General features: G+C 35.3%; 6 protein-coding genes. All 6 read right to left on the minus strand.

Annotation, left to right across the window (positions count from 1 at the left end; all coding sequences use genetic code 11):
- Positions 1–323 (minus strand): signal peptidase I (locus V7161_RS29695; protein WP_335716366.1); only part of this gene is annotated, 323 nt, incomplete at its 3' end.
- Positions 324–582: 259 nt separating this feature from the next.
- Positions 583–3,225, minus strand: coding sequence for a carboxypeptidase-like regulatory domain-containing protein (locus tag V7161_RS29700; RefSeq protein ID WP_335716367.1), 2,643 nt, complete (start codon positions 3,223–3,225; stop codon positions 583–585).
- A 112-nt stretch (positions 3,226–3,337) separates the two neighbouring features.
- Positions 3,338–4,204 (minus strand): hypothetical protein, encoded by an 867-nt coding sequence (locus V7161_RS29705; protein ID WP_335716368.1) that lies wholly within the window; start codon positions 4,202–4,204, stop codon positions 3,338–3,340.
- Between the two features lie 81 nt (positions 4,205–4,285).
- On the minus strand, positions 4,286–4,819 hold the full coding sequence (locus V7161_RS29710; protein WP_335716369.1) for a TasA family protein: 534 nt from the start codon (positions 4,817–4,819) through the stop codon (positions 4,286–4,288).
- An 85-nt stretch (positions 4,820–4,904) separates the two neighbouring features.
- Entirely contained in the window at positions 4,905–5,486 is a 582-nt protein-coding gene (gene sipW, locus V7161_RS29715; RefSeq protein WP_335716370.1) for a signal peptidase I SipW, read from the minus strand.
- A 49-nt stretch (positions 5,487–5,535) separates the two neighbouring features.
- Complete coding sequence (gene tapA / locus V7161_RS29720; RefSeq protein WP_335716371.1) at positions 5,536–6,129, minus strand: amyloid fiber anchoring/assembly protein TapA; 594 nt, start codon at positions 6,127–6,129, stop codon at positions 5,536–5,538.
- Positions 6,130–6,257: the final 128 nt, after the last annotated feature.

Below are 6,257 nucleotides of genomic sequence, written 5' to 3' on the forward strand. Positions count from 1 at the left end.
TAATCCTGTAATTGAATATATAGCCCTGTATTTGTTTGAATGAAACTCACTAGATTCCCCAGATGCGTAATTGTGATTCCAGTATATTTTCCAATTATATTTCCCTCAGTAACAGGAGCAGGATCCCTAATAAAATTGTTATCTCCCTTTGTTAAATATTGAACTGTTGTTTTACTTTTTAGTACCTCAATAATTCTGTGGGTAATTATTTTATTCGAATTTTTGCTCGCTTTAAAAGTGATAATCTCACCCTTTTTGTACTCAAAATGTTCTTCTACATGTTTTATTAATATTATTGAACCAGTTTTAATCGTAGGTTCCATTGACCCTGATTGGACTGTCATAATTNNCTACACAAATTAATAAAACGCATAGCAATAAAAATAATAAACGATAAACCCATTTTTTTACACTGTACATCTGATTACCCTCCTAAAAAAGGTAACAAGCATAATGACCAAAGTAAAAAGGACTCCGGCAAAATACAGGAGTCATTTAGATATGGCCTCGCTATTTGCTTCTCATTTATGAAACATTAAATTCATTTTTTATATCAGGAAGCTTTCTCATTTTCAAAATACTTTAATTACTTGCCACAGGTGGGTTTGTAGGAGAAAAAATTATTAAATTCCCCTTCGTATATTCTATTAATGCTATTGAGGATTTATTTGCGGTTTGTGCTTCCTTCACTCTTGCCTTAACTCTAGAATAATCATTATCAATAGCTAGAAATTCTAATGCTTTTGCTAATTTATTATTAGCTGTTGTGTTTTGGATATCTGCTCCCTCAACTTGTTTTCGAATATAATCCAGTTGGCTATCTGGCATTGTTGGAGAACTATACGTGCTTAACAATTCCTTTAGGCGAGCAATTTTTACTTTTGCATCAGCATTAGCTTGTTTTGCTTGTGAAATATTCGATTGAATCTCTCCATTAGCTACATTACTATTAATCTTAGACAATACAGTTTCTATTGAAGATTGAGCTTCTTTACTTTTATTTATTGCGGCTGTAACTACATCTAAAATATTATCTACTGGTTGAGATGAATCTTTGATTTCAAAATTGATTACTTTAACAGCTTCATTTCCAGCCTGATCGACAGCCGTTAAAATAACAGTGTGTTTCCCAAAACTTGTAATAGCAGGAAGAACACCATTACTTCCGTTAATATTAACTGCACTGTTCCCATCAATTTTATATGAAGTGTTACGAACACCAGCTTCATCATCACTAGTTGAGAAGTTAATTGTGACGGAATCAGTATAGGTTCCACCATCGGAAACATCATTTGAAGTAATTGTAGGTTTAACTATGTCAGTTGGTGTTAATGCAACATGCAAATCTGTTACAGGGTTACCCTCAGTAACCGGAACCTCCCGACTTGTGGTAGTACTAAAACCCGGACGGCTTACAACTACACGATAATCACCTGCTGCAACATCCCAAGCATATCTTCCATCATTATCGCTGATTAATGGATTTGTTATTGGTGATAGCCTACCAGGGTATGCTTCTTCACTCATATTAACCCATGTTTCAAGATCAGGGTCAAAGTATTGTAGGATTACTGTAGCACCTGGCAATCTCCAATCTTCACCTTTAACGCCATTAAAAATATATCCACTTGGGTCAATTAATACGATTGGGAACTCCAATGGTGTACCAGTTGTTCCATCCGCATATCGTGGAATTACTTTAATAGTCATTGGTGACTCCCAAAGTCCAACTTGACTTGGAGTAAAAGTATGCTTCCAATCAACAGCATCGGTTGATTCCATATCATGCTGGTATGTGTCACCGTTTCCATCAGTTGCAATTAATGTTACTCCTATAGCTCTAGGATTATCAAAAGAAGCATTAACGGTTAATGGACTCATACGTCCAGACATTGGTGTTCCATCAGGCGTAGTACCATTATTTCCACCAAGGGTGATGTTTGGAGGTACGATAGGCTCAAGTGCTTCCACCTCATATTGAGCAGTAGCAAACGGTTCAGTAGCACTATTTGCAAACGCTTTAACTACTATCGTGTGCTTTCCAGGTGTATTTGGCTTAAGCTTCCAAGATGATTGATTTGTTACTCCGCTGTTAACAGTTCCTAATTGATGAACAGAATCATTATCTACAAGAGTAATTCCAGCATCAGCTTCAAGCTCTAATCTAACATCGTTTAATATTGAACTGGTATTATTTGTGAAATAAGATATTAAATTGAATGGTGAAGAGGACCATTCATCGTAAGTTAAGCTTTTTCTTCCACTTAATACAAGCGCCTGGTCTCCTCCAACTCCAGGTCTTCCATAATATGTTGTGATAATTTTTTGCTCTCCAGGAGCTAGCGTTTTAGGATTCCACCACATTCCAACAGCACTATCACCTGTTCCTGCTCCAGGAGTGATTTGGTAATCCCATTTGGTTCCAACAATTCCACCCCATCTTGCAATTGTAAAACGATCTGGAGCTGTTAAGCCTCGCCCCCTCATAGTGTATTGTGCACTTATATCTGGATTATTAAAATTATTGAAAACCTGCCAGAACGCTGGAACATTATCGCCAATGTAGTCTTTTTCAAAATTGATAGATTCTACTCCACTTTCAGTAGGTACTTTAAATGGAGCGGCATCATTATAGTTTACCATTGTATCAAACATCATTCTTAAACCAACATCATGATTTTGATTACCTGTGTTTGTTATGATGTATTTCATTTGTAATGCATCTGGCTGGCCTGTTGCGGGATTAATCCCAGGCTGTAAAACTTGTTTTACAGAGATATCCCCAGTTTTCCAAGCAGACTCATTAACTGTATTACTATCTTTGTTTATAGGTGTTTGGGTAAATTGTCCATCTGGATAATTACCATAGACATAATCCCCGCCATCAATCCTTACAGTTGTAAAAGAGGTTCCAGGGCCAGAAGGCCATGCGTAAATGATATTGAACCAATTTTCTGCATTCAACTCTTTTAATCCTGCATTAAACCTTCCATCTGAACCAACCTGTGCTTGAACGAAATCATTTCCAATGTTTCCTGGATTAAGTGTAGCTAATGTAAAAGCTCTAGTGCCTTGAGATTGTGATGGAAAAGGTTTTGGTTTTTCTACAACATTCCCTGTTTGTTCCTCTCCAAAGGCTGCACTCTGAAAGAGTGTTAAAAACGCTAATACCATCACTAATGATAGAGATAGGCGTTTTCTTATCCTTGATTTTAAAGTCCTCAAGCTTAACTCCTCCCAAAATATAAATGGATATTTCCTTCCAAAGATTTAGCTTGTCTATAATAACAATCACTCAAGAGACCACAGCTTAGGCCGTGGTCTAAAACAAAAATATTTAATTATTTCTTGTTTGTTCCCAATCAGAACCAAAGTTGAAGTAAACCGATTTTCCTTGCATTGAATTTTTATCTACTCCATTAGGAGCATTTTTATTAAACTCTACTGTAAATCCTAAAAATGCAGCTTGATCTGGAGCTACTTTTATATTGAAATTACTAGCATCAAAATTGTTATTAACAAGATTAATTAGTGATTGATTATACATCCTAACAACCTCATAATGACGATTATCAACAGAGTTACCTTGATTGTTTAATCTTTCTAATAATAGAGCGTTTAAAGAATTCAAAAATCTTGCAAGTGTTACTTGGTCATCTAAATCTGCAGTAGGATTTGCTGTTAACCAATCATTATATCCATCATTAATTACATCCATGACAAGGTCCATTTGAGTAGAATCCATCCTTGTAAATGGAATTACTCCCCCAGTGGAATCATATTCCTTTATTTGCCAAATTTTAACTTTTGCTTGTCTTGCAAATAATATATTATCGTCATATTGCGCTCCAGATGTTACTTTAACTCCGTTCGAATCTGCAGGGACAACAGTAAGTGTTTTCAATTTCGCTTCTAATGTTCCCGTATTTTCCAGGAAGAGCCCCCTAGTATGTTTGTCACCTGGTGCCCAAAGACCTGTTGGCATTGCACCATAATTTCCAGAAACGTTCTCTGTATAAAACATTGGTCCTGCATTAGGAATATCATCACGTTTTTCAGTAATTTTTAATGTCCCGGCTTTTACATTGTTTGAACCATTTGTTACATCAGATTTAAATAGTGCGAATGTAGCTCCCCCCACTGCTAAAGATGTTGCTAATAGACCTGAAATTCCAATTAAAGCAACTTTATTTTTCTTTTTCATTGTAAATCCTCCTATGAATCAAGTACTCTTAAAAAAGGATGGTGTTAATGCACCATCCTTTTAAATTAATATATTTAAATCCTACCAAGAAGTTGGTCCGTCATTAGTACCATTCGTATTATTACGTGCTTGAACTGCCTTAACCTTTACAGTTACTGTGCCGGTCGCACCTTGATAACTGTTATCAGCATCTTTTGAGAAGAGATATTTCACATTAAAGGTCTTTTCTCCACCTGGGGCAAGTTTTACAACAGATGAGTCAAGTTCGAAAGTAACTGGAGTTGTTCCATCAAATAAATCACCTGTGCCATTCATTGCTCCATCTCCATTTCCTTTTGCTGAGTCAAGTGTTACCCAAGCATCTAATGATCCTGTATTCTTAACAGTAATAGTACCTGTTCTTTCATCACCAGGAGCCATATTTCCAACGTCAGTGACAGATGAAAATACGTTACCATTACCAGTTAAGTCTCCAAGCTTCACAGTACCTGCTGCGAAAGTGTTATCTGTGTTTGTTGCCCCAGCAGTGAATAATGCAAATGTCCCACCACTGATTGCTGCTACCCCAATACCTGCTGCTAAAGCTGCACCTGCTAAACGTTTTTTGATACCCATTCTTTTTTCCTCCTCTTTTTGTTTAAAATAATTTTTTATTATTGAAATCCTCGTGAAGAAACAAAGTATGTATGTCACGGGAATATCAAACAGATTTGGGTGTTTCTAATTTTTCTTTTTTTTCGTCTTCTTCTATTGAAGCAATAGTTTTCCAAGCTTTTAATATGGAATATCCTAGTAATAGGATGCCAGGAATGATTAGTAGAACAACCTTTCCAGCCTTCGTGCCATAAAAACTTAATGCATAACCGATGTATGGTATCGTAAAGCCATGATATTCTCCAACTACATTCGTAGATGGGATTGGCTTGGTATCATTTGCATCATTGTTGTCACCTTTAGTGGTATAGTGTATTTGAGAATCAATTTTTTCTGTTTTTACCACTCTGTGTGTTACCAGGACATTGGGGTTATCAATAGATTTAAAGGTAATAACATCACCTGTCTTATACTTGGTTGGATCAACTGTTGGTTTAATGGCGATAATCGATCCAGTATGAATACCTGGCTCCATAGAACCCGATAATACTGTTTTAAGTTGGTATCCGAAGATTTGTGGTTCACCACCAGATAATCTAGATGAAATGATTGAATAAAGGGAAACCAAAAGAACAATTGTAAAGATTGTAGTAAGAATTGTACTAGTCCATTTGGCAGTTTTTTTCACATTTTCCACATCCTAATCCTAAAAAATTTTTATTTTTATTAATAGACACTCATTTTTGATTGCATGAATTTATCCTTCCATCTGTTACTTGAACATTTTTATCAGCCCAGATTTCAAAACGGCCTTTATATTCCTTACTTTCATTTTCTGTTCCGCCTGGATGGCTGGGTCTTTGCAAGGCAGATATTTCATAAAACCCTTGTTTAAACGTCCCATCTTTAAAATTTGGGAGGAATTTTAGTCTTACTGTTTTTTCTTTTTCTATAATTGGAACTTCCCCTTCAAAAATGATAGTTCCTGGGTAATTTTTATTAATACTGTCACTTGAAGCATATCTTACAAAAAATTTGGTCGTCCCTTTCATCGTGCTTCCTGTATTGGTAATTTCAGCGGTTACCCCTTCATCACAAGAAAAGTCTGTCTTACTTAATTTAAGAGAACTTTTATCCCAAATTTCCTGTGGAAAATTCAGATTTGCCTTTAAATTACTGGAATTTTTCACCTCATCTTTAAATAAAGCATTGGTATCCGAGGTTAAATTATTTAGACTTAATAATGAAAAATAAAAAATTAGAAATATCTTTACAAAATTGATAAGTGGCTTATTTTTATCACGAAACTTTCTTAATCTGGTATATCGCATAATCCCCTCCACGGAATAACCTTAGATATTTTTCTTTTTAAGAATCATTCCGTTCTCTATCAAGAACATATCATTAGTATAATGTACTGAAATAAAAAAGAAAAACATTAAATTTGGTTAAATTTCTT

The sequence above is a fragment of the Neobacillus drentensis genome (assembly GCF_036965425.1).
GTDB classification, from domain to species: Bacteria; Bacillota; Bacilli; order Bacillales; family Cytobacillaceae; genus Neobacillus; species Neobacillus drentensis_F.

Bases quoted from the DNA above. Each gene is read 5' to 3' on its own strand.
- V7161_RS29705 (WP_335716368.1), bottom strand. From the start codon at position 4,204: ATGAAAAAGAAAAATAAAGTTGCTTTAATTGGAATTTCAGGTCTATTA.
- V7161_RS29710 (WP_335716369.1), bottom strand. From the start codon at position 4,819: ATGGGTATCAAAAAACGTTTAGCAGGTGCAGCTTTAGCAGCAGGTATT.
- tapA (WP_335716371.1), bottom strand. From the start codon at position 6,129: ATGCGATATACCAGATTAAGAAAGTTTCGTGATAAAAATAAGCCACTT.